This window comes from Clostridium sp. D33t1_170424_F3, from assembly GCF_015667585.1.
GTDB lineage: Bacteria > Bacillota > Clostridia > Oscillospirales > Acutalibacteraceae > Anaeromassilibacillus.
The window spans coordinates 25,718-48,558 of the sequence record NZ_JADPEG010000001.1 but is presented as its reverse complement, the minus strand read 5'-3'; the positions used below and the strand labels follow the sequence as shown (position 1 = coordinate 48,558).

Annotated in this window: 14 protein-coding genes and 1 other annotated feature; of the genes, 2 read left to right on the top strand and 12 right to left on the bottom strand. The window is 51.8% G+C overall.

From position 1 onward, the window contains the following. Nucleotides 1–60: 60 nt before the first annotated feature. Nucleotides 61–303: a binding site (T-box leader), on the bottom strand. Between the two features lie 30 nt (nt 304–333). From recN to yfmF, 9 genes are all read right to left on the bottom strand, one after another. After that, nucleotides 334–2,010, bottom strand: coding sequence for a DNA repair protein RecN (recN, locus tag I4V53_RS00195; RefSeq protein ID WP_195983424.1), 1,677 nt, complete (start codon nt 2,008–2,010; stop codon nt 334–336). A gap of 6 nt (nt 2,011–2,016) precedes the next feature. Continuing rightward, nucleotides 2,017–2,466, bottom strand: a complete 450-nt coding sequence (locus I4V53_RS00190) for an arginine repressor (protein WP_195983423.1) — start codon at nt 2,464–2,466, stop codon at nt 2,017–2,019. Between the two features lies 1 nt (nt 2,467). Beyond that, on the bottom strand, nt 2,468–3,325 hold the full coding sequence (locus I4V53_RS00185) for an NAD(+)/NADH kinase (protein WP_195983422.1): 858 nt from the start codon (nt 3,323–3,325) through the stop codon (nt 2,468–2,470). Next, a complete protein-coding gene (locus I4V53_RS00180; protein ID WP_195983421.1) occupies nt 3,322–4,140 on the bottom strand; it encodes a TlyA family RNA methyltransferase in 819 nt (272 codons plus the stop codon). Before I4V53_RS00180 ends, I4V53_RS00185 begins: the two co-directional genes overlap by 4 nt. 27 nt (nt 4,141–4,167) lie before the next feature. Continuing rightward, on the bottom strand, nt 4,168–6,051 hold the full coding sequence (gene dxs, locus I4V53_RS00175; protein ID WP_195983420.1) for a 1-deoxy-D-xylulose-5-phosphate synthase: 1,884 nt from the start codon (nt 6,049–6,051) through the stop codon (nt 4,168–4,170). Between the two features lie 46 nt (nt 6,052–6,097). Next, nucleotides 6,098–6,955, bottom strand: a complete 858-nt coding sequence (gene folD / locus I4V53_RS00170; RefSeq protein WP_195983419.1) for a bifunctional methylenetetrahydrofolate dehydrogenase/methenyltetrahydrofolate cyclohydrolase FolD — start codon at nt 6,953–6,955, stop codon at nt 6,098–6,100. Between the two features lie 21 nt (nt 6,956–6,976). Continuing rightward, nucleotides 6,977–7,993: a prolipoprotein diacylglyceryl transferase gene (gene lgt / locus I4V53_RS00165; RefSeq protein WP_353616448.1), complete on the bottom strand. Its 1,017-nt coding sequence runs from the start codon at nt 7,991–7,993 to the stop codon at nt 6,977–6,979. Nucleotides 7,994–8,119: 126 nt separating this feature from the next. Next, a complete protein-coding gene (yfmH, locus tag I4V53_RS00160) occupies nt 8,120–9,403 on the bottom strand; it encodes an EF-P 5-aminopentanol modification-associated protein YfmH (RefSeq protein ID WP_195983417.1) in 1,284 nt (427 codons plus the stop codon). Next, nucleotides 9,400–10,683 carry an EF-P 5-aminopentanol modification-associated protein YfmF gene (gene yfmF / locus I4V53_RS00155; RefSeq protein WP_195983416.1) on the bottom strand — a complete coding sequence of 428 codons (1,284 nt, stop codon included), beginning with the start codon at nt 10,681–10,683 and terminating at the stop codon, nt 9,400–9,402. Before yfmF ends, yfmH begins: the two co-directional genes overlap by 4 nt. A 211-nt stretch (nt 10,684–10,894) precedes the next feature. On the opposite strand from yfmF, the gene I4V53_RS00150 reads away from it, so the two are divergent. Next, nucleotides 10,895–11,821, top strand: a complete 927-nt coding sequence (locus I4V53_RS00150) for a DMT family transporter (protein ID WP_195983415.1) — start codon at nt 10,895–10,897, stop codon at nt 11,819–11,821. Beyond that, a complete protein-coding gene (locus I4V53_RS00145; RefSeq protein WP_195983414.1) occupies nt 11,818–12,585 on the top strand; it encodes an alpha/beta hydrolase in 768 nt (255 codons plus the stop codon). The genes I4V53_RS00150 and I4V53_RS00145 overlap by 4 nt, the downstream gene beginning before the upstream one ends. 163 nt (nt 12,586–12,748) lie before the next feature. On the opposite strand, the gene I4V53_RS00140 is transcribed toward I4V53_RS00145, so the two are convergent. The 3 genes from I4V53_RS00140 to yunB form a co-directional block, all read right to left on the bottom strand. Further along, complete coding sequence (locus I4V53_RS00140) at nt 12,749–19,654, bottom strand: NPCBM/NEW2 domain-containing protein (protein ID WP_195983413.1); 6,906 nt, start codon at nt 19,652–19,654, stop codon at nt 12,749–12,751. 326 nt (nt 19,655–19,980) lie between these two features. Then, on the bottom strand, nt 19,981–21,960 hold the full coding sequence (gene ligA, locus I4V53_RS00135; RefSeq protein ID WP_195983412.1) for an NAD-dependent DNA ligase LigA: 1,980 nt from the start codon (nt 21,958–21,960) through the stop codon (nt 19,981–19,983). Between the two features lie 153 nt (nt 21,961–22,113). After that, nucleotides 22,114–22,755, bottom strand: a complete 642-nt coding sequence (gene yunB, locus I4V53_RS00130; RefSeq protein WP_195983411.1) for a sporulation protein YunB — start codon at nt 22,753–22,755, stop codon at nt 22,114–22,116. Nucleotides 22,756–22,841: the final 86 nt, after the last annotated feature.

Sequence of the window (22,841 nt, the reverse complement as noted above, 5' to 3'; positions counted from 1 at the left end):
TCTTACCTCCAATAATTATTCGGGGGCGGCTATAAAATAAAAAACGCCCCCTGCTATTTTGCAGAGGGCGGAAAATCCGCGGTACCACCTCAGTTCACCGTATTCTCACAAATACGGCCTCATGGGTACAAACATACCCGTGCGCTGTAACGTGCGCCCGAACGGCCAAATCTACTGGTATTTTCATACGTTCCATCCGGCGGCTCCAGGAGGTATTTCCACAGACGCTTGCTCCCGTTTCCACCAGCCACGGGCTCTCTTTGCCAAGGAAATCTGTGTACTTCTTCCTATCTCAGCCATTGCTTGTTATTATACGCAAACAAAATCAGAAAGTCAAGCCCCGTTCCCAGCCATTCGCAGCATTTCTTCCGCGTTTTGCAGGGTCAGGTCGGTCATTTCCGCCCCGCCGATGATGCGGGCCAGCTCCCGCTTACGCCCTTCATGGGTAAGCGCATGGACTTCTGTGTAGGTTTTGTCCTCTCTGACATGTTTCTGGATCAAAAAATGGTGGTTTGCCAACGCGGCGATCTGTGCCAAATGCGTCACGCAGATGACCTGACGGGAAGCAGAAACCTCTTTCAATTTCAGGCCCACCTTTTGCGCCGCACTACCGCTGATGCCGGTATCCACCTCGTCGAAAATCAGCGTGTGAATCTGATCTACACCCGCAAGCACTGTTTTGATCGCCAGCATAATGCGGGACAGTTCGCCGCCCGATGCGATGCGCGCCAGGGGCTTTGCCGGTTCGCCCGGGTTTGTGGAAATCAAAAATTGTATTTTGTCGCAGCCGTTGCTGTCCAGCGCCGTTTCTTCCTGCGCAACAAGGAAATCGACATGCGGCATATTTAAAAAAAAGAGCTCCTGTTTGACACGGGCAGCGAAAAGCGCCGCTGTTTCTTTTCGATGCCGGGACAGCTCCGCCGCATAGAGAACGGCTTCTTCTTTGGCTTCCTGATACTCCGCTGTAAGCTGTACAATCCGCTCGTTAGACAGCTCTATTTTGCGCAGCTGCTCACGGCAGGTTTCCAAATAGGCCAGCATTTCCTCCGTGCTGCCGCCATATTTTAAACCCAACCGATAGAGGACATCCAACCGCGCCTCAATCTGTTCCAGTTCTTCGGGATCGTACTCAATTTGAGAAAACAGCCGGGTGATTTCCGCGCTGCAGTCCTCCAACTCGTAGGAAACGCTGCGGACGCGTTCCTCCAGTGCCGCGGCATCCGGTAGATAATGCCCCGCTTCCAGCAACGCGTTAGCCGTGCTGCTGACTGCGCTGACAGCGCCTTCTGAGCTTTCTCCTCCGTCCAGCGCCTCCGCCGCCAATTGCAGGGCTGCCGCAATTTTCTCGCTGTTGCGGTACATTTTACGCTGTTCATTCAGCGCTTCCTGTTCTCCCGGCTGTAAATGCGCCTGCTCCAGCTCGTCAATCTGGTAGGTGAGCAAGTCGATTTGCCGGGCTTTCTGCGCCTCGTCCATCTCAAAGGAATCCCGTTCTTTTTTTATGCGGAGCATCCGGCGGTATGCTTCTTTATACTGTTGCAGCAGCGTTTCCGGAACCCCCATACGGTCCAGATAGCTCATATGGGTTTCCGGGGATAAAAGTCCATAGCTTTCGTGCTGTCCGTGGATATGAATCAACAGAGACCCCAGCTCCTTTAAAACAGAAACGGTGGCCGGCCGCCCATTGACCCGGCAGGCTTTTTTGCTGTCCATGGAAATCTCCCGCTGCAAAATCAGAGTTCCATCCTCTTCCGGAACATAGCCCAGCTCATCCAGCTTTTTTTGTACGGTTTCGTTTATATTTGAAAAAGCCGCACTGACAAACGCAGAACGCGCGCCGGTGCGGATCAAGTCTTTGGAAACCCGTTCCCCCAAAACCGCATGGAGGGAATCAATCAGAATGGATTTGCCGGCGCCAGTTTCTCCCGTCAGGACATTAAAACCCGTTTGAAATTCAATGGACGCCTTTTCGATCACGGCAATATTCTCAATATAAAGCTGAGAAAGCATATTCCATCACCCAACGATTCTTTTCAAATCCGCAGTCAGACGTTCGGCGGATTCGTCATCTTTTGTCACAACGAAAATGGTGTCGTCTCCCGCCAGGGTACCGACAACGGTATCCCAGTGGATACTGTCCATAGCGGCGCAAACAGCCTGCGCCATACCGGTCAGGCACTTGATCACAACAATATTCTTTGCACTGTTGATGGAAAGAGCAGAATCCGCCAACAGCGAGAAAAACTTGGAGGAGATGTCGCGTACGGTGTCTTTCCCAGTAGAATATTGGTACTTGCCGTCGTGGGAAAGGGTTTTCACCAGGCGCAGTTCCTTGATATCGCGGGAAACCGTTGCCTGCGTTACATCGAAGCCGTCCTCCCGCAGACGCCGCAAAAGCTCTTCCTGCGTGTCAATGCTGTATTCGTTGATTAATTCCAGTATTTTTGCGTGTCGCCTCGTTTTCATATCAAGGCCTCCTCTCCGCCAGTTTTTCATTGACTACTTCATAGAAATTACTGGGTTTCAATTTTATGATCTGCGCGGTGTACGCCGCGCGGGAAATACGGATCGGACAGCGATCCCCAACGGGAACCGCTGTTTCACCATCGATGGTCAGGAAAATTTCGCTCTCCGAATCCCGGCTCGGCAGGACTTCCAGTTTTGCGTCCTCACCGAAAACAACCGTCCGCGTAAACAGAGAATGCGGACAAATGGGTGACAGCAAAATGCAGTTCATGCTTGGATCAATCACTGGCCCCCCTGCAGAAAGCGAATACGCGGTCGATCCGGTCGGCGTGGCAAAAATCAGCCCATCAGCCCGGTAATCACACATGTTGGAATGGTTAAACAGGACCTTCAAGTCCAGAATGCGGGAAAGGGAACCCCGGGAAATGACCGCGTCGTTCAACGCATAAAAGGTGCGGAGCTCTTCGCTTTGATTCAAACTGACCTGCAGCATCATGCGTTCTTCCAGAGCATAGTTTCCCTCCACCAGGTTTTCCAGCTTTTCCAGCTCATCTACTTCCAGACCGGCGACAAACCCCAGACGGCCCACGTTGATGCCCAAAACCGGCTTGTTCGTCATAGCCGCGTGCTTGGCTGCATGAATGATGGTACCGTCGCCGCCAATCGCCAAAACGACGTCGCACTCCTGCAGAGCCAGAAAAAAGTCCTGCGCAAACGTAATGGGACACCCAGGGAAATCATCCTGATGCTCCGCTTTCATCGTTACGGACGCACCATATTGACGCAATTGGTTGACAACACGGACCGTATGTAATTGTGCGTTGTTTTTTGTAAGATTCGGAATAATCAGTACGTTCAATGCTGTCCACCACCGTCCAGCTGTAAATGAGATTCCGCGACAAGTGCGGGAATATCCAGAGGAACACTGTTCGTCTGCTCCGCTTTGCTGAGATATAATAAGTATTCGATATTGCCCTCCGGCCCTTTTACCGGAGAAAAGGTCAGCCCTTCCACAGAAAAGCCGTTTTCCAACACAAAGGCCACGATTTTCTCAATGACTTCCACATGCGTTTTCTGCTCCCGTACGACGCCTTTCTTTCCCACCTTGCTGCGGCCCGCTTCAAACTGCGGCTTGATCAAACAGACCGCCTGTGCGCTGTCTGCCATAAAATTCCTGGCGACGGGAAGAACCAGGCAAAGGGAGATAAAGGAAACATCCACACTGAAAAAGTCCACTTTTTCCGGGACCTGTTCCTCTGTAATATATCGCACGTTGGTGCGCTCCAGATTGACTACCCGCGGATCGGTCCGCAGCTTCCACGCCAGCTGTCCGTAGCCGACGTCGATGGCATATACCTTTTGCGCTCCGTTTTGCAGCATACAGTCGGTAAACCCGCCGGTTGAAGCGCCGATGTCCATGCAGATTTTCTTTTCCAGGGAAATGGGAAACAGCCGCATCGCCTTATCTAACTTTAAGCCGCCGCGGCTGACATAGGGAAGCGTCTCGCCGCGAACCTCTACTTTTGCGCCGGCTGGGATCATCGTCCCCGGTTTATCGGATTTCTGATTGTCGATATAAACGTTTCCCGCCATAATCATGGCGCGTGCTTTTTCCCGGCTCGGTGCGTGCCCCAGCTCAAAAATCAGACAATCCAATCGTTTCTTTTCTGCCACCTCTGCTCTCCCAGCCTTTCTTTGTTGTTATGAAATGTGCGGGATATTTCCCTGCCAGTTCTGTGTCGCATGCAGAATGGTCTGGACCATTCCTGTTTCATCCAGCCCCAAATCATGCAGGGATTCTGCCATGGACGCTTGCTTGACAAAGCCCGTGATCGCCTGTAAATGATAGTTTCCTTCAAATCCGGATTCATACAGCATACATTCAAAATGCTCTCCTACGCCGCCCTGCTGAATCCCCTCTTCAAAGAAAAAGACATGCATTGCATTTGCGGTTTCAAGAACCGCCTGCTGTGCGATCGGTTTAATCCGGTTCAATTTTACAATTCGCAGAGGGACTCCCTGCTTTTGCAGCCTTTGCAAAGCCTGGCAGGCAAACGAAAAAAGCCGACCATACGTGACCAGTACGTTTGCCGCTCCAGCATCCCCGTACGTGCAGTACGCGCCGCTTGTTACCTGAAAATCGTGAGGACGAAACATCTGGCCGCCGCGTGGAAACCGGACAGCCGTAACCCCGCTGCAACTGTAAATAGCAGTTCTAAGGGAAAGATAGAGCTCATCGTAATAGGACGGTGCAAAGACCGTTGTGTTGGGGATCGTGTTGAGAAACGCCGCGTCAAAAATCCCCTGATGCGTTTCGCCGTCCTCGCCTACAAGGCCAGCCCGGTCAATGGCAAAGGTAACATCCAGATTCTGCAGCGCCGCGTCGTGGATGATTTGATCGTACCCACGCTGTAAAAAGGTAGAATAGATGGCGCAGACCGGATGCATGCCTCCGGAAGCCAAACCGCCCGCAAAGGTCACCGCGTGTTCCTCCGCAATACCAACATCAAAAAAACGATCCGGATATTTCCGTCCAAATTCCGTCAGGCCTGTACCGATCTGCATGGCGGCGGTAATGGCGCATATTTTTTTGTCGCTGGCCGCCGCCTCGCAGAGAAAATCACCGAACCGGCTGGAAAAGTTTTCACCGGCAAGCGACGATTTTCCGGTTTCAATATCAAACTGCGAGACGCCATGAAATACGCCAGGATTCTGTTCCGCAAAGGAATAGCCCTTGCCCTTGGCGGTCGTCACATGCAGCAGAATAGGATGATCGATCTTTTTGGCATTTTCCAGCACTTCGATCATATGCTGCAAATTATGGCCGTCAAACGGCCCGTAATAGATGAACCCCATATCTTCAAACAATGTGTTGTTGTACAGCAAATGCTTGAAGGCCGCTTTTGCTTTGGAAATTGCGTGGTGAACCGGCTGACCGACCCCCGGTATTTTCTGTAAAACGCTTTCAACGTTTCCTTTGGCACGCAAGTAACCGGGCATGGTACGGATATGTGCCAGGTAACGGGCGATCGCACCGACGTTCCGGGAAATTGACATGGTATTGTCATTTAAAATAACAATAAAGTTTTTTGTAAAACGGCCCGCGTTATTAAGCCCTTCGTATGCCAGGCCGCCGGTCAAAGCGCCGTCGCCAAGGATTGCGATGACATGGCCGGATTCGTGCCGAATCTTTTTTGCCATTGCGATACCGTATGCCGCGGAGATGGAAGTGCTGGCATGTCCGACGTTAAATGCGTCATAGGAGCTCTCCGACCGGTTGGGATAACCGGACAGCCCTCCGCGGGTTCGTATGGTGGAGAGCTGTTCCCTGCGCCCGGTCAAAATTTTATGCGTATACGCCTGATGCCCGACGTCCCACACGATTTTATTTTCCGGCTCATAAAACACCTTGTGCAGTGCCACCGTCAATTCCACGACGCCCAGATTGGAAGCCAGGTGCCCGCCGTTATGGGAGACGGTCTGGATAATCTGTTCCCGGATTTCGGAACAGAGCTCCTCCAACTCGGACGGGGAAAGCTTTTGCAGATCGCCCGGCTGATTGATTTTTTCTAAAAGGTGCTCCATAGAAAACACCTCGTTTTTTCTATTTTTCTGTTCCGTCGCCAAGATATTATTCCATCAGTCCGTTCTGTAATTTTGCGGCCGTTATGGTGTTGCGCAGCAGCATGGCGATGGTCATTGGGCCGACGCCGCCGGGCACCGGCGTAATATAACCGGCAATCTTTTCAACTTCTGCAAAATCGACGTCGCCGCACAATTTCCCGTTTTCGTCGCGGTCCATGCCAACATCGATGACGACCGCGCCGGGCTTGACCATATCCGCTGTGACGAATTTGGGCTTGCCGACTGCCGCAACCAGAATATCCGCCTGCTGGCAGACCTCCTTCAAATTCTTTGTCTTGCTGTGACAGATCGTGACCGTTCCGTTATTGTGCAGGAGGAGCATTGCCATAGGTTTTCCTACAATATTGCTGCGCCCGATTACAACGCAGTTCTTCCCCTGAATCTCAATGTTCTGGGAGTGGATCAGCTCAATGATTCCGGCCGGCGTACAGGGCAAATAATGGAAATTGCCGATCATAATGCGCCCAACATTGGAGGGATGGAACGCATCCACGTCCTTTTCCGGAAGGATTGCGTCCACAACCGCCTTTTCGTCCAGTCCCTTCGGCAGAGGAGATTGCACCAGAATGCCGTTGATCTCCTTTTTCGCGTTCAGTTCATCGATCAGGTGCGTCAGTTCTTCCTGAGAGGTGGCTGCGGGAAGGGCATATTCCTCCGAGTGGATGCCCGTTTCCGCGCAGGCTTTCTTTTTGTTGTTGACATAGGTCCGGGAAGCGGGATCGTCTCCCACAATGACAACTGCCAGTCCCGGTGTAACGCCTTTCGCAATCAACTCCTTTGTTTCCTGCGCCACCTGTGCGCGAACACTTGCGGATACTGCTTTTCCATCAATCAAATTAGCCATACCAATTCCTCCTGTTATCCCTTATTCTTTATCTTCCTCTGTATCCATATCCTTTTCCAAGGCGTCTTCTGACGGTTCGGGATTTACCAATGACTCTTTTGAGAACGATTCCAATGGTGTGAGGTCCTCTTCCGGTTCGGAAGCAATCCCCTCTTCCAGACGGTCTGTTTTTACTGCGTCTTCTGTATCAGTGGGAAACGCATCTGCCTGAATCAGGTCCTCCGGCACGTCCTCCCGCAACGCGTTCAGCGCAATGACTTCTGCGGAACCGCATCCGGAAAGCGTTGTGCGGTTGCGAAACACAACCAGCAAAATTACACCGGCGATAACGGCGACCGCCGCAACCAGCTGGGAAACGCGCAGATTGGCGAACGGCGTCAGGAGGCTGTCTGTACGGAGTCCTTCAATGAAGAAACGGCCGATGCCATACCAGACAGAATAAAGCAGAAAGACCTGCCCGTCATATCTTCTGAACTTACGGCAGAAAATATGTAGCAGGACAAATCCGATCAGGCACCACAGGGACTCATAAAAGAAGCAGGGATGCACGGGTCCGTTGACGACCGCGCGCGTTCCTTCGCTGACCATTCCCCATGGAAGGTCGGTCTGGCTTCCAAAGGCCTCCTGGTTTACAAAGTTGCCCCAGCGGCCGATGCATTGGCCAATTAAAAAGCCCAGGGATGCAATGTCCAGTACGGCAGGCACTTTCAGCTTGCACAGCTTTGCGGTGAGCACGCCGCCTAACAGTCCGCCAATGATGCCGCCGTAGATGCCGAGACCGCCCTCGCGGATATTAAAAATTTCCATCGGGTTATTCAAATATTTGTTTCCAGGATAAAAAATGACATAGTAAAGTCTTGCGCCAATGATGCCTGTGATCATCCCGACCAGGACGCAGTTGACCAGCTTGTCCGCGTTAATGCGCATCTTTTTACAGCTCGCCATCGCATACAGAAACGCGAGCATAAAGCCCACCGCGATGATAATACCATACCATGCGATCGGCGCGTTGCCAATTTGAAATGCCGTTTCTTGCACGTGAAACTCCCACCCGAGCTTCGGAAATTGTACGTTATACATATTTTCCACCTTTCCCGCGCGATCCGAAAAATCAGGAAAGCCGCCAAGCCTCGCGCGGGAAGCCTGGCGGTTCAACCTTTATTCTTATTCAGCCGGGTTTACGACGGACAGCGCTGCAAAGTCCGCAAGGAGCTGGGAGTCCAGCCGGCGCTGCACCGATTGCAAATCCGCGTTGGCAATCTCGTCAATGTAGGAGAATAACTCCCGACCTGTAAAAGCAAAGGAAGCCATGGAATTTGCTATACTATCAACACTGTTTAAAGCGGAAACGGTTCTTCCGTACAGCGCTTTTTGGGAACGCTGGAACGCCGGTTCATCCAAACCTTCCCTGCGCAATCTCTCCGCCTCTTTTATAATCTCTTCTGCCACGAGCTTTGGATTTTTGGATTCACCGGAAAAAATTACGCTGGCATAGCCGGGGCCTTCAAAATATTCGTATCCAAAGGAGGACTCGTTGACCAGCTCCGCATCTAAAAGCCTGCGGAACAGCGGGGATGCGTCGGACGCCATCGCTTCCAAAAGAATCTCCGTCTCCGCCAGCTCTTTTGCCGTGCGGCGGCGGTTCCCAGCGTCTTCCTTGAAGCCCAGCTGAAACAGCGGCGTCACAACAGAAAGCTTCTGCTCCACATACGGCTTTACAATTTCAAGCGGCTCTTTTTCAAAGATGCGCTCGATTTCTACCGGTGCGGAAGGCTTCAACAGTTTATCGCAGAGCTCCAGCACCTTGTTGACGTCAATATTACCGGCCACACAGAGAACCATATTGTTCAGGTTATAGAACGTATGATAGCAACGGTATAAAAGCTCCGGCGTAATCTTCGCAATGCTTTCCACCGTACCCGCAATATCGATTTTGACCGGATGGGTGTGGTACAAGGCCTCCAGCAAGTTGAACATGACGCGCCACTGGGGATCGTCGTCATACATGCGGATTTCTTGGCCGATGATACCCTGCTCTTTTTGAACGGTTTGCTCGGTAAAATACGGGGACTGTACAAAGTCCAGAAGAATCTCCAACGATTCATAAACATTTTCCGTGCAGGAGAACAGATAGCAAGTGACGTCAAAAGACGTATACGCATTTGCGTTGGCACCTGTTTTTGCATAGCGTGCAAAGGCGTCGCCGTCTTCACTTTCAAAAAGCTTGTGCTCCAGATAATGTGCGATTCCCTCCGGCACCGTACAGGCCTCCGCCTCGTCGGAGCGTTTAAATGTAGTATCTACAGAGCCGTATTTGGTTCCAAACACCGCATAGGTGGAATTATTCTGTTCCTTGGGATACACAAAGATACGCAGGCCGGATGGGTGCTTGACTTCATAATACCGATCTCCCACGCGGGCGCTCTTTACTTCTCTGATCATATTCATTGTGCATCCTCCCCGTTTCCAACCAGACAATAGACGGTGTCCAAGGTAACCCGGTTCGCCGCATCAATGATTTCCTGCCTTGTAACGGCATTGATGCAAGCCGCCGCTTCTTCCGGCCGCTGGATCTGATTGGCAAAAGTCTGCGAAAGATACCAGTTGTCAAGCCCGCCAAGAGAATCCGATAACGTGCGGTAGCTGTTCGCCAGGCTCATTTTGGCCGCTTCGATCTCGCTGTCGTCGAAGTTACCTTTTTTCACCTCATCCAGCTGGCGGAGGATCTCTTCCCTGGCCTTCTGCATGTTTTCCGTCTCTACGCCGCTCTGCACCAGCATAATACCTTTCATGCTGTTAAACTGTGCGCTGCAATAATAACAGAGGCTCAGTTTTTCGCGAACGTTTAAAAACAATTTGGAATTCGGCGTTCCGCCGTACAGCGCAGTCATCAGTTTGACGGCAGGAACCGCCTCCTCTGGCATCGCTGTTCCCGTTCGGAAGCCAAGCACCAGTTTTCCCTGTGCCACATCCATTTTTTCAGTGACTTCATTGACGGTTTCCGCACAGCGTACCACCGTATTAGGGCAGCCGACAACCGATTCGCGACCCGCTTTCCGGAACGCCTGTGAAAAGCCTTCATATACCGGTTCCGGATCACAGTCGCCCAGAACCGTTACCTCCACGCGCGCGCGGCGAATCAAAGCGTTCCATGCATCAGTGATAGCAGAACGCTGCAAATTGCATATATCCTCTTTGCTCCCGTACCGGCTGATACCAAACGGCTCATTTTTGCACATAAGCGCTTCGCAGCGCTGGCGCGCATAGGTGCGCTTATCATTAAATTCAGAATCGATCAATTCGATGGTCTGGCGCTTTTCCTGTTCAAACCCATCCTGCGGGAACAGGCCGTCTTCAAACGGCGGATCAAACAGGATGCTGCAGAGAAGGTCTCCCAGCTCTCTGGAAATCGATTCCCCGTCCAGTGCATACCGGTCCGCAAGGCCGCATGCGGAGATGGTCAGCACCTGCAGGTCCCCCAGCTTTTGAACGTCCGCGTTTAAGGACGCACCGTACAGTTCCGCCAAACGCTGGCCCAGTTTTGTATAGTCGGGATATTCCCTGCTGGCGCGGCTCAACAGAAACGGTACCAGAGCGTTTTCCGCCGCTGCGGTCCGACTCATCGGCACGACCAGATGTACGGACATACGAACAGTTTTAAATTTGTTATCACGGATGCTTCTAAAATTGACACCGTCACAGATGGTACGTTGCTCAATTCCTATCATTCCATCATCTCCATGTTAAAGTCAGAATCTATTATAGCACACTGCCTGCTGTTAGGAAAGAAAGAATCCTTGAAAAATCTATGAACATGCAAAAGGAACGACTATTTATGCATGAATTTTGTCGATGGACAAACTTGTCTTTAAATCGCTGAAATGCTATAATCAGGGCATTGTATTAAGAAGCGATAAAAATGGATGAGGTGGGGTATTTTTGGACGCAAAAAAGAAATCGGTTCTCTCAGAATTTGGCCTGCTGCTGGTTACGATCATCTGGGGCAGCGGTTTTGTTGTGGTGAAAAGCGCGACCGGCAGCCTGGAGCCTGCGGCGATTGTCGCGCTCCGTTTTGGCATCGCTGCCATATTGATGTGCGTGATCTTCTTTAAAAAGCTGAAGGAGATTGACAAGGGCTGTGTAAAAGCGGGAATCCTTGCTGGATTTTTGTACTATATCGCGTTTTATTTACAGACTTTGGGCGCAAAATATACAACAGCGGGAAAAAACGCTTTTCTGACGGCAATCTATGTTGTGCTCGTTCCCTTTTTATACTGGATTGTTAAAAAACAGAAGCCGGACGGATACAACGTCTCCGCCGCGGTGATCTGTATGGTCGGCATCGGTTTTTTATCCCTGAACGCGGACTTCTCTATCAATACCGGAGACGCTTTTTCTCTCCTTGGCGGCATTGGCTTTACCGCGCAGATTGTGGCTGCTGCTATTTTAACCCAAAAGCATAATCCTATTCTGCTTTCCATCACGCAGTTTATCTTTGCGGCACTGTTTGCGGGCGTGACATCCCTCGTGATGGAACCGATCCCCACCAGTATCAGCCAGGATTCCATCAACTTCATTTTATATCTGGGTGTTTTCAGTACGATGATTGCGCTGCTGTTGCAAACCGTCTGTCAAAAATATGTCTCGGCCTCCAAAGCATCGTTGATCATGTCATTGGAATCCGTATTCGGCTGTCTCTGCGGTGCGATCTTCCTGCATGAGCAGCTGACACCGCGTATCCTGGTTGGATTTGTCCTGATTTTTGCCGCTATCCTGCTCTCCGAGGTAAAGCCGTCTTTTCTGCGGTTTGGCTCCAGAAAGACGGTTCCTGCTGCATTGGAAGACGAAGAAGGCGTTTCTGTATGAACGATCTCTCTCAGAATTTGCTCTGCCGGCCCTTTGCGTTCAACGAGTCCAGCCGGAATGGCGTTTTGCTGATCCACGGCTTTACGGCAACGCCCGGCACCCTGCTGCCGTTAGGCACATATCTTGCGCGATATGACTGCCGGGTGGAAGGTATCCTGCTTCCGGGGCACGGTACAAATGCCGCGGAGATGGAGCGCTGTTCCTGGAGGGATTGGCTCTCTGCTGCGCAAAAGGGATATGACAGGCTGGTTCAGGTTTGTGACAGCGTCAGCGTCGTCGGTCTTTCCATGGGAGGCGCATTGGCGCTTCTGGTGGCGGCAACGCGTCCGGCAGCACGCGCCGTACCTGTTTGCGCAGCGCTGAAGGTTCAGAACCGCGCCAGCCGCTTTGCCAGATATGTCCGCCCTGTCATGCGGTATTATACAGAAAAAGCGCGCGAACCGGACCCTGGATTTTTGCACGAATACAACGCCTGTTACGACTGTACCCCGCTGCGCAGTATTGAGCAGCTCAATATCCTGATGAAAAAAGCCCGCCAGCAGCTAAAAAACATCCATTGTCCGCTGTTGATTGTACGTGCGGGAAAGGACGCTACGGTATGCCCGGAAAGCGCGGAGATCATCCTGCGGCAAACCGCTTCTGTAAATAAACGCCTGTATACCCTGCCGGACAGTCCACACGTCTGTACGCTCGGCCCGGAACGGGACAGGCTTTTTCAAGAAGTTGCCGCTTTTTTGCAACTGGAAGGAAAGGCTGATTCATAAGATAAATTTGAAATCAGACTTTTTCATGAAACCCACGTGTCAGATGGGCAGGTTTTGATTTATCTCCGCAACTCATAAAAAGCAAGGTCCCCGCACAGCAAACTCGCTGTGCGGGGACCTTTTCATATCTGGGACTTCATCAATGGGTATGGAACACGCACATTTAAGCGACGGTTACATCGCAATGCTTGCGCGGCTCCTGACCCGGCAGCTGCGTATATACGCCTGTGCTGGTGCCCGGTGTGCCGGTCGCCCAAACGCGGTAATAGTATGCATTGCCGATCTTTGTGACAAACTGTGTCTTCAATACGCTGCCGTTGCCAACCGTAAAGTTGGGGGCCGCCGCTTCTCCGTTTACAACGGTCATCTTAAAGCAATAGGCGGTTCCTCTCTTCAGCGTGAACGGTAAAGTCGTATCGGAGAGCACATACGGAGCAGTGGAAATACTTTGCGTGGCATTCACCAACGCCGTGCCGTTTGCCCCATAGGTGTTGTCCTTGCGTGCGCTTGCGGTACTGCTGGAAGAAGTTTTCCCGGTGTCCTTGACTTTCAGGCCGTCGATCCGGAGATTCAGGCCATCGTAGGCACTGTTTACCTCCGTCTGGCTGTAGGTGTTGCCTGCCAGAACCGTGCGCGCCAGTTTCAGTGCCGCTTTAAATGCGGCAACGCTGGACGGCGTGTAACCGGAGGTGTCGATTTGCTCAGCCTTTTCAACCAGTTTTGTCAGAGCCGTCTTATCCGGAATCAATCGCAGGTTTGCAATCGCCGTATAGAGGTCCGAGGCAGCCTGATCAACGGCTTTCTGGCCAGCGTCCTGATCCAGTTTTTCCGCTGCATCCAACGCATCCAAGAACGCCTCTCTGCCAATTTCCAGATATTCGTCCTCCAGGACTTCACGAATCTCCTGCGCCTGTGCAATCAGCATTTCCAGAACGCTTCTGTCCGCTTTGTATTCCAGGTCGACCATCGCCTGATACAGGGTATCATAAGCCTTTTCAAGCTCTGCTTCAAGAGGTTCATCAGTATCAACCGCTTCCTTTGACTCGGCAACAGCGGTCTGCAGATTTTCCCAGGAAGCAGCGGTGAAATCGCTCTCAGTCAAACCCTCTGCAATTTCCAGCAGATGGTTCAGTTCAGCCGGATCGCCAGCGGTAAAGCTAAGAAGGTGGATCGCATCCAGCAGTTCCTTCCAGGCTTTGTTAATCTCTTCCTGTGTGGCGTTCGCCTTTTTGTCTACATCTTTCGCCGCTTTGAGTGCCGTATCAAATTTCTTCTGTACCGTCGGAACTGCGGCCAGGTATTCCTCTCCGCCGTCAAGCAGCTCAGCCTGCTCGATCACAGTGCGCAATATCTGCCGGTCCACAACGGTAAACACAAAGTTTAGCTTGGCGTCCTCGCTGCCGACGGTAAATGTGTACGTGCAAAGTTCCGCAGAGAAATCAATTGCCTGCTCTCCCAGCAGAGCGGAGGTGAAGGTCCGATTCTCATAGGTAGGCACAAACTGGAACGTCAACTGCGCTCCGGTTTCCGCCTTCGCCGAGTAGATCCCGTTCGCGGAGAGGATTTCCTCCGCCTCGCCTTCTACAGACTGCAGAACAGCGTTGCCCGGATAGGTAACGATTACCATGTGCGTTCCCTGTACCGGCTTGTCCAGGTTTTCAATTGCCGCAGAAAGAGCTTCCGCCGCGTGGTCAATATCGCCCTGTGCTGCGGTTTCCGCCAGATCTGCAGCCGCTGCAAGCGCTTCTTTTACAGCGTTCCAGGAACTCTGTGTATACTGATCCGGATCCAGCTGTAATGCTTCTAGAACGGTTTCGTTCAGGGCAGTGCGATCGGTTTTGGGACGCTCCGGAAGCGTTTTGCTGAATTTTGCGTCTGCCCAGTCCGCATGCGCGCTCCAGTTGGAGTTCAGCGCCTGTGTGACGATCAGACGAATTTCTTTTGCATTTTCCGGAATGGCAACGTCAATTTTCGCCTGGGGCGTATCGACATACATTGTTTCGCTCTTAAACAGGCTTGCACCGTCGACGGTGACTTCAAAGACCAGGTTCGGATAGGTAGTGTCTCCCACTTCCTGATCAACGCCCACAACCGCCTGGAATCGGGTATAGCCCGCACCGTCAATGTTGTAAATAATGGTGGAGTTGGCGTGCGTGCCGAGGCCTCTTTCATAGGTAGCCGATCCGCCGTCTTCTCCTTTGAGGGTAAGCGTTTTTCCGTCGCTGCTCTTATCCAATTGAATGGAACCGTAGCCTACGGTACTTGCGCTCTCATAAGTGAGGTCGGATGCATACTGCACCGGTTCGACGTCTCCGTTGAGACGGTAAACCTCTGTGCTAGTGCGATCCGGAGAGATAACGGTAACGGTGGTTTCGTTTGCGCCTTCATAGACAGCCGCGCCGGTGAAGGCGGCGGAGCCTGTGCCAACGCGCAGAGTACCATTGCTGTTGATAATGACTGTGGCGTCCTTTTCCTGTGCCGTCGCCGTGAAGGTCAGTGCATCGGCCTTGATATGCAGGCCATATGCGAACACGTCCGGCTGGAATACGGAGGACAGCGACGCACCGTCAACCTGGAGCTTCAAAAGTTTCGCGTTGGCGTCGTTGGGCGCCGTAACGTTCAGGGTATAATAGCGGGTAGTCATTCCGTCGTCGGCTTTTACCGCAATGATGACCGTATTCAAGCCGATCTTCAGATCGTCGACAGAAACACTGGTTCCTTCTGTCCGCACACCGTTGACCGTGATGGAACAGGTTGCTTCTTTATCAGCTAACGCTGCTTCAAGATCAATAGAAGCTTCGTTGGCATTGGAGAGGATGTATTGGTATTCCGTTTCATCCGGATTAAAGCCTGCCAGCGCTTCTCCGTCCACGTTTACGCCGAACAGAGATGCATCGGTACCGGCTTTGCGTGTGATATGTACCATACGCTGTTCCTCAAAAACACCGTCCTCTGCAATCGCTTTTACATAGAAGGAATTGAGGCCGGGCTGCAGAACAACATCCACACGGTAAGTCCCGTCGCCATGATCCTCTACAGTCAGCGGCGTACGCGCTTCGTCTCTGGTGACGACCAGTTCTCCGCCATTCAGCGCCGCGGATACCTCCAGCGTCACATACTTCTGATCCGCGTTTACTACGGTAAGGCTGCTGTTCGGTATGGGCGCGCTCACGTCGAATCCAATCTCCGGAACAGAAATTTCCTGGATCGCAACCGCGCTGTTTTTCGCTTTGACAAGCTTCACCGTATAGGTATGGTCCGCATCGCGGCGCAGGGTAACGATGCTTCCCACCGGAACGTTAAGGCTGCCGCTGTTTGACAGGCCGGACTGCTCTTCCCCGTCCACCAGAACGGCGATGCTGCCCTCGCCCGCATTTTTGCTTACATAGCCCAACTTCACGGTGGATACCGTGCCGGGCGTCTTGGCTTCATAAGCGAACCGATCCGCTGCAAAATCTTTTACAAGCACATCATTAATCGTGATCGCACTGAGCGCCAGGTCCGCCTGCGGCGCCGGATTGACGGTCACCGTGCCGGAAACCGCATTTCCGATGGCATTGTAAGCATCTACGGGATATACCGTACAAGTCAATTCTCCAGCAGCGCCGGCGATGTAGGCGTTTTCATCCATCACCTGTACGGAAGTATTACCGGCAGCGTCTTTCAATTCCCAACGATACAGGGAACCGGCTTCCGCATGGTTTTCCGGATCGCTGTAGCGATAGGTTACGCGTGCGGTATCGCCCGCGGTGTAGGACGCTTGCTCAAACGTCAGCTCCGTTACGGAAGGCGCCTGATTGTCGTAGCCCTTAAAAGGAATTGACGCCAGCGTATCCAGATCCGCTGCGGAGGAAACAGAAGCGCCGTCCGACACACGGAAGTTGGAGTACTGCACCTGGGTGCCGGCTCCAATGCCGCCCCACACGGCAAAACCGATTTTGAAGCTGCTTCCAATGGCGGAGTCCGTAATCGCGGAAGCGTCTGTGCCAATCCACTCCGTCCATTGTCCACCGTCCACCTTGTAATACATTTTAATTGTATTTCCAGACTTATGGAACGCCAGATCGGCGGAGGTAACCGCATTGTTTGTCGTGCCGGTTTCTCCGATTTCTGCTGCGACTCTGTTCTTTTCGTTTACAACCGCAAAACCATTAAAATGATTTTTCTTTCCGACGGTCACATAGTTATCGTCGTCTTTATAGAGCAGGAATGATGCGGTATCCCATGAATTTGCCTTTTTGACCGGCAGGTTATCCACGTGGACGGCTGTCCAAAGATCATCTTTGTCCACACCGGAGGGGATGTCATACAGGAATACCTGTGCGTTGTTGTCCTGCTGGTACAGGTCTGTATTCCGCATGATCATAGTGAGCGTCTCGCCCGCCGCGTCGATCGCATAATCGCTTGTGTTCTCACGTACAATGGAGAACTCCGGACGCAGCGCGTCAAAATGCAGCGGGGAAATGATCACCGTACGGGTATCGCTGACTTCTCCGACGGATGCTTTGACCGTAACGATACCGGGAGCCTGCGCGGTCAAAACGCCGTTGGCGTCTATGGTTGCACAGACGGTTATTCCGCCGGTCTTAAAGTCTGCAACCGTCCACGACGGCGTTGCATCTGTGCCTTCTACGGAGGCCGTGAACAGATGTGTCGCACCGATGGCGTCGAGGCGGATATTATCCTCTCCCGCAATTGTCACCTTGCTGGCCTTGGGCGCTTCGGTTCCTTCCACGGTGATGCGGACCGGCTCCGAATGCAAAACGGAACCATTCCACTCGTAGTAGGCGTATACATCCACCGCGCCGGGCTTCAGCGCCGTAACAAGGCCGGACTCGTCCACCGTTGCGATCGAGGCGTCCGTGGTTGCATACTGTACATGCAGCGCTTCAGAAGGCGCTTCGTTGCGGTTGCGCGTTACAACCGTAGGATCATTGATCACATGGATTTCATCCGCGCTGTCCGCCGCATTGCGCAGAACCGCATACTTTTTTAAACCGTCATCGTAGGTGTTCCCTTCAATTACAACATTCTTGCACTTTGTAAACTCATACAGATTGTCGTAATTGTTATTGGGGGTGTTCCCCTGTCCCGCTGTTCCGGTGTTGCTGTTTGCAGTGGCGTTCGTTGCCAATTTGACAGAAGCGCCGGGCTGCAGCGTCTGCGTGTCTGCGCTGACGGCAAGCTGTACGTCCGGGTTGTAGCGGAGCACTGTATTGTTTTTGATGGTCAGGTTTTCCACGCTCTCCGCCTTGACAACGCAGTCAAGGTCCATGTTGAACGTATTGCCCTCAATGGTAATGTTTTTATGAATTGCCTCATTGGGGTCCGGAAGCCCGCCGCCCTTTGTAATCGGGTGGATATAGATGGCCGGCGCATACTCCCAGGAGGTTCTGCCGATGGACTTGATATAGAATTCGTTGTTGCGGATGGTCATGTCCCGAATCGGTCCGGATTCGTACCACTCATCGGAGTCGTTGGACAGATAAATGGTCGCCATAGACATGTTCAGGAATGAATTATCCTCAATCAGGACCGGATTTCTGGTCGTACAGAGGATGCCGCGGGTGGTCACATTTTTGAAGGTGTTCCCGCGGATTGTCACCTTCGGTGCGAAGGTGATGTTTTCACATACAAAGCGCGGTTGGCGGTTGAGGTTATCTCCAATTCTCTCCGAAAGGTTTTCCGGGAGCGTCTCCGCGAATTTGACCACCATGGTTTTCAGGTCGTTGCCGCTTTCACCCGGATTGGAGATGACCTCGGAAACCGTATATTCCGTTTCATTGTCAGTAGAAGTCAACAGGTCTCTGGTGTAAAACACCACCTTGTCCCCCACATGGAACTGTGGGAAACCGCCCTGCTGCGCATGAATATACTTGAGCTGCAATGTATGGTCGTCGATTCTCTGCTCAACACGCGTAAAGGTACCGTGCAGATTGATCGGGTCATCGTGAGTATTGGCAAAGTTGCAGTTCTCAACGATGAAATCGCCCGCCGCTCCGGAAGCATGGATGCCGTCCGCATAGCTGACCGTACGTTTACCGGTGCCTTCGCGCGGCATAAAGTTGCAGTTGCGATAGGTGACATTGGTACACATCTGCGTCAGCCAGCCAAAACCGTGCAGGAAATGCACGTTGATGCTGTCTGCAACGACGTCGGTGCTTTCCCAGAAGAATGCGCCGGCGGTCTCGCGATGCGCCGAGCTGCACAATTCAAAAATCATCCCCTGCTTTTGCATGGCGGGACGGGAGGAATAGTAAATACGAATGGTGTTGTTTTCCAACTGTTCGATTCGGGTCGCGTTCTGGAACGGTCCCTGATTGGTAAAGTAGGCGCGGGACATTTCCTCTTCCGGCTGATATGCCACGACCGAATACGCGTTATGAATGCCTCTTTCCGTCCAATAATACTGGCCGGTATAGGGGCTCTTTTCACTATGCCATACCAGGGTGTTCCCGGAGATTTCATAGGGGAAGCAGGCTGGAATATAAAAATCAGTGTAAGGGCTGCCATCGGTCCCCATCCCAACGACATTCATTTCAGAAACCGTCGGAACGGCAAAATCCCAGGAAAAGTCATGCAAAGTGACATTTTCGGACTTTACAACGGCCAATGCCATCATGTTGCCATGGATCATAAAGAGAGAGCCGTTACCTTCCATGGTAAAGTCCTTCTGATTCTCAATCAGAATACCAATCGGTTTAATCGGATGATCCGTACTGTTGGTGTTGGACGTGTGGTATTCACGCTTCTGTGCGTAATCCTTGTAAACATGATACTCGCCCTTCGGGAAACTTACTGTAACGGAAGCAGCGCCGTTTTCTGTCGCTTTGCGGGCTGCTTCAAATGCATCCCAAATGGCAATGGCGCTGTCCCCTTTTCCACTTGGATCGGCTCCAAAATCGACCGGATTAATCACAACATCCTGTCCGGTTAAATCGCCGTCCAGGTCCTGTGTGTAGCCGGAGCTTTCCGGTGATATTGCTACGGCGCCCGCTAAAATCGACCCCGGCAAAATCATTTGAAGAACAAGCAGCATGGCAAGCAAAACTTTCCATTGTTTCTTCATATCTTTCCTCCATTCTTTATTTCCTCTTTCAAATAGCTGTAAATTGTCATCTCCTTTCTGTACAATTTAGTCTAAAAACCAGCAGCTATTTGTAGAAACATTATATCATATATCAGAAATGAAACCAATAATTTGTCCTATTATTACGCATTTGATGATATTAATGGATAAATTAATTTTTTAAGATAGTTAAGTTTTCCGGTTCCTGAGTACTTTCCGGCTGACCCGGCAGAAAAATAGTTTTTATTATGTTCAGAGGTGAAGGATCCGGCCATTTTCATATTATAAAGAAATACCACGCAGAACAAAATCTGCGTGGTATTTCTTTATAATATCATCTGCTGAAATTCGTCTTCTGAGAGGATGGGAATGCCGATCTGCTGTGCCTTTAAAAGTTTGCTTCCTGCCTCTTCACCCGCCAATACGTAACCGGTCTTCTTTGAGACGCTGCCGCTCACTTTTCCTCCCAGCTTTTCTATGATCGCCGTTGCTTCCGAGCGTGTCAGCGTCGGCAGCGTTCCTGTTAAAACAAAGGTCTTGCCGGCAAAGCGGTTATCACTGATTTCTGTTTTACTCAGCATATTCACGCCGGCGTCGCGCAGACGTCCAATCAGATGCGCCGTGCTGGAGAGATCAAAATATTGCCGGACGCTTTCCGCCATGATCGCACCGAATCCGTCAATCGCCGCGATCTCTTCCTCTGAAGCCTGAAAAACAGCATCGATCGTCCGAAAATGTGCTGATAAAAGCTTTGCCGCCTTTAAACCGATGTGTGGTATCCCCAGCGCATAGATCAGCCGGTACAGATCGTTTTCCTTTGTATTGGCAATCGCATCGATCAGGTTCTGGGAGGACTTTTCCCCCATGCGCTCCAAAGCTTCCACCTGTTCCTGCGTTAGGGTATACAGGTCTGCGGGAGACGACACCAGCGCCTGTTCTACCAGTTGTTCCAGAACAGCTGGCCCCAAACCGTCAATATCCATTGCATCCCTGCTGCTGAAGTGGATCAGATGGCGCAGCAGCTGCGCGGGGCATTCTGAATTTGTGCAGCGTGCCGCCGCTTCTCCTTCTTCCCGTATGACAGGGCCGCCACAGGAAGGGCAGATCTCCGGGATACGATAGGGTTCGGAATCCGGTTCATGCGCGACCACGGAAACCACTTCCGGAATGATCTCGCCTGCCTTTCGTAAAACAACGGTATCGCCTACCCGGATATCCTTCTCCGCAATGAAATCCTGGTTGTGCAGAGTCGCGCGGCTGACCGTCGTACCGGCCAGCGTAATGGGTTCAAACAAACCGGTCGGCGTCAATACGCCTGTACGTCCCACGTTGATCTCAATATTCAGAAGCTTGGTTTCTTTTTCTTCCGGCGGATATTTATATGCTTCTGCCCACTTGGGAAATTTAGAGGTGCTGCCCAACAGCTCACGCTGTGCAAAGGAGTTTACCTTGATGACGGCGCCGTCGATGGAATATCCCAAGGTTCCACGCAGTTCCCCAATCCGATGGACTTCCTCGATGACTTCCTGTATGGTATGGCAGGCTTTATAAAACGGCGGGACGGTAAAGCCAAGCTCTTTCAGCGCATTCAGAGACTCGTCATGGTAATGCAGTTCCATGCCATTGACCTGTTGAATATTAAAGACAAAAATATCCAAAGTGCGGCTTGCCGTTACCCGGGAGTCCTTTTGCCGCAGGGAACCGGCCGCCGCGTTTCGCGGATTCTTAAAGGGCTTTTCATCGTTGAGTTCCTGGCGCGCCGCCAGCATATAGAAGCTTTCGTGAGACATATAGACTTCGCCGCGCACCTCTAAAAAAGGCACCTCACGGTTCAGCTTCAGCGGCACGGTGCGAATGGTCCGGATGTTTTCCGTCACATCCTCTCCCACCAAGCCGTCTCCCCGGGTGGACCCCCGCACAAACAGGCCGTCCCGGTATTCCAGGGCCACAGACAGCCCGTCAAATTTGGGTTCAACAATATAAACGGGTTCTTCCACCACACCGCGGACACGACGGTCGAAATCCACCAGCTCTTCTTCCGAAAAAGAGTCGTGCAGGCTTTCTAGTGGAACGGTATGCTCTACCTTTTCAAACGTATTTAACGGAACGCCGCCCACACGCTGTGTGGGGGAATCCGGTGCAATCAGGTCCGGATACGCGTTTTCCAGCTGCTGCAGCTGACGGTACAGCATATCGTATTCGTAGTCATCTATTTCCGGCGCGTCTTCCACATAATATTTTTGGTTGTGATAGTTGATCTGCGCAGTCAATTCTTGTATTTGCTGTTTTGCTGTATCTTTATCCATACTGTTATTCTGGTCCCTTCTCCCAAAGACGGGCTGTAATCGGCAAAGAAGCCGCCGGGCAAACCATCCCGGCGGCCTTTGCCATTATTATTTGATTATACCCCGGCTTGCTATGCGCGTAAAGTCGGATTTATGAAAAACGCGCAAATTTCCTCATTTAAAATTGGTCATGAGCTGCGGAACTTCTCCAACAATGACGGTTTCCGCAACCGGAATACTGGTCTCTACTTCTGTAGTGGTATCGAAGCCCGGTAAGAACGAGTAAACGCTGGTATGTATGTTTAAAACAATGCGGTGCTTTGTCTGATTGATGCCCGCCGATTCAAAGGTGCTTTCAAACTCTGCCGTCACATTACCAACAAGCGTCAGCCGCACCGGCACCTTTGGCCCCCTGCCGTGCAGCAATTCGCTTCCCAGCAGAGTCCCCAATGCGATACCGGTATCCATGTGCCCATCGGTAAGATGCGCCTGCACGCTTTGCAGCATGCTGGCCTTCAGCGTATTCATCTGCGCCATGTTGGTAGTGATCGCTAAAATCTGTCCTGCGTTGTTTCGTTCGATGTTGACCAGATCCGTATAGGAAATCTGGTCTTCAATGATTTCCTGCGTCACCGCGTCGTTGACTGCGGATACAAATGTGACGCGCGCCTGGTTGGTCACCATAGAGCCCACAAAGGGACGCAGCTGTATATCCACAACGACAAACAGGACGACAAATAGCAGCAGAACCGCAATGACTTTTCCCGCAAAGGAATGACGCCGCCGGCCGGGCCTGCTTTTTCGCCAACGTCTCATATAGCCGCCTCCCTCCCGTCTGAAAGAATCCATACTCCATCATACGCAGGGGGAGTTATCAGGTGCCTGTCTATTTCCCATAGAAA

Coding starts and splice junctions, on each gene's coding strand:
- recN (WP_195983424.1), bottom strand. CDS start 2,010: ATGCTTTCTCAGCTTTATATTGAGAATATTGCCGTGATCGAAAAGGCG.
- I4V53_RS00190 (WP_195983423.1), bottom strand. CDS start 2,466: ATGAAAACGAGGCGACACGCAAAAATACTGGAATTAATCAACGAATAC.
- dxs (WP_195983420.1), bottom strand. CDS start 6,051: ATGGAGCACCTTTTAGAAAAAATCAATCAGCCGGGCGATCTGCAAAAG.
- folD (WP_195983419.1), bottom strand. CDS start 6,955: ATGGCTAATTTGATTGATGGAAAAGCAGTATCCGCAAGTGTTCGCGCA.
- yfmH (WP_195983417.1), bottom strand. CDS start 9,403: ATGAATATGATCAGAGAAGTAAAGAGCGCCCGCGTGGGAGATCGGTAT.
- yfmF (WP_195983416.1), bottom strand. CDS start 10,683: ATGATAGGAATTGAGCAACGTACCATCTGTGACGGTGTCAATTTTAGA.
- I4V53_RS00145 (WP_195983414.1), top strand. CDS start 11,818: ATGAACGATCTCTCTCAGAATTTGCTCTGCCGGCCCTTTGCGTTCAAC.
- I4V53_RS00140 (WP_195983413.1), bottom strand. CDS start 19,654: ATGAAGAAACAATGGAAAGTTTTGCTTGCCATGCTGCTTGTTCTTCAA.
- ligA (WP_195983412.1), bottom strand. CDS start 21,960: ATGGATAAAGATACAGCAAAACAGCAAATACAAGAATTGACTGCGCAG.
- yunB (WP_195983411.1), bottom strand. CDS start 22,755: ATGAGACGTTGGCGAAAAAGCAGGCCCGGCCGGCGGCGTCATTCCTTT.